At 39.4% G+C, this 2,067-nt stretch carries 1 protein-coding gene; it reads left to right on the top strand.

The features are described from left to right. Positions 1-1,960: Hint domain-containing protein (locus PQG52_RS11395; protein WP_271829603.1), on the top strand; the 1,960-nt coding region annotated here is incomplete at its 5' end. Between the last annotated feature and the right edge of the window lie 107 nt (positions 1,961-2,067).

Below are 2,067 nucleotides of genomic sequence, written 5' to 3'. Positions count from 1 at the left end.
TTTATTAGATGATTTGGATGATTTTGGACAAGATGGTGGTATTTTACCGATACAAGCGAGGAGTTTTATAGCGCCTAGATCTGTTGGAATTAGCACGTATGCATTACCCACATCGACGACAGATTCTGAAGGTAATGCCATTACTTGGCAAGATGAGGTTGATGATCCAAATGATCCAAGTAACAATGCACAGGCTATAGGCTTAGCAGAATATAGCGAGGATGAAAGTGGATTATGGTATTTTTCTTTCGTACCACCAGGTGGGACTGAGGATGACCGTATCTATAAGATTGGAAATCCTTACGCAGGTACCACCCCTGACTTAGCAACAAGTGGGGGATATGGAGACGTTCTTGTTTATGGTGGTGCTGCCAATCCAGTAACTGTAAATGGTACTAATTATCCTGGCAAGACATACATTACCAATGGCAAAACATTAACAATGGCTACCAACAGTACGATTGAGAGCCTCTATCTTTACGATCGATCAGTTGTTAATTCATCAAATGGAACAATTGGTGATCTTTATGTTGGTGATACCGCAGTAGCAAACTTTTCTGACCCAGCAAAATTGACGGGTAAACTAGACTTGGCACCTGGAGGCAGTGCAAATATTACAACCTCAACAGGTGGTGTCATCTCTTTACAAGGCACAGAAAATAAAGGGCTGGTTATTGCAGGCAAGGCATCTGCAAACGGGACACAAGTATCATCCACAATCCAAGATTTCGACGGAAATGACAGCATTACTTTAAAAGATATTCAACGCAGTCAAATCTCAAGCGTTAAGTTCCCTGACAAAGATCATATGACCATTACGCTTTTAGATGGCTCTTCAATTACTTTACATATCGTTGATGTTGAAACTACAGGCTATTCATTGGGTGAAAACAGCGATGGCAATGTCGTTATCGAAGTTTGTTTCCTTGCCGGCACTGCAATTTCCACACCTAATGGCACAATGGTAATCGAAACCATCTCGACCAATGATATTATAGAAACGTTCGATTGGCAGACAAACCAAGTCATCCATTCAGCAGTAACTTGGATTGGTACAAAACATGTCACCGTCAAAACCAATCAACCTGATGATCTTGCTGGATATCCTGTGCGTGTTCTAAAAGGAGCAATTACCGATAACGTTCCTGATCAAGATCTATTGATTACACCAGAACATTGTTTGTTCTTTGATGGAAACTTTGTGCCGGTACGGATGTTAGTTAACGGTCGCTCAATTTACTATGATCGCTCAATTACCTCTTATGATTATTATCATATTGAGACAGAAAAACATTCAGTCATTTGGGCCAATGGCATGTTGACAGAAAGCTATTTGGACACAGGGAACCGAAACGCATTTTCAACAAACCACAGAGTTGTTTCACTATTTAATGAGACAAAAACATGGGATGTTGATGCCGCTGCCCCTCTTAATGTGCAACGTTCAATGGTTGAACCAATTTACAGCCAAATTAATAGTCGTGCTATTTACAATAATATTGCATCAAAGACCGAAAGCGTATCTTTAACAAATGATCCAAATCTTCATTTAGAAACAGGCTTGGGAACTATTATTGAACCTCATCTTGTTCAAAATGGAAAATATGTCTTTATCATTCCAGAAGGGATCAATATTGTTAATATCATATCAAGAACCAGCAGACCATGTGAAACCATTGGCGCTTTTGTCGATGACCGTCGCAAGCTAGGTGTCTTGGTTGGTCAAGCATTTATCATGAGCAATAATAGCGTTCATGATCTTACGGATTACTTATCTGATGAATCTCTCGAAGGGTGGGATGTTGTGGAGAACTCTCCTTGTCGCTGGACAAATGGAAAGGCCACATTAAACATCCACACCAATTATCCAGAAAAAAGAATACTTGTTCTCAATATATTAGCTGGCGGGCCGTATATCGAAGAACTGTTCAGCGAAGAACAAAACAAAATCGCTTCTTAATCTCTGAATAATATTCATACAGTATAAGTGCTTGGCTCTATTTTACAATAGAGCCAAGCCCCCTTTTCATATAATATAAAATATAACCAAAAAATTAATCTGAAATT

Source organism: Commensalibacter communis (genome assembly GCF_947179105.1).
In the GTDB taxonomy this organism is placed as follows: domain Bacteria; phylum Pseudomonadota; class Alphaproteobacteria; order Acetobacterales; family Acetobacteraceae; genus Commensalibacter; species Commensalibacter communis.
Note: the sequence above shows the minus strand (reverse complement) of the source record. Positions and strands in the feature narration are given on the sequence as shown.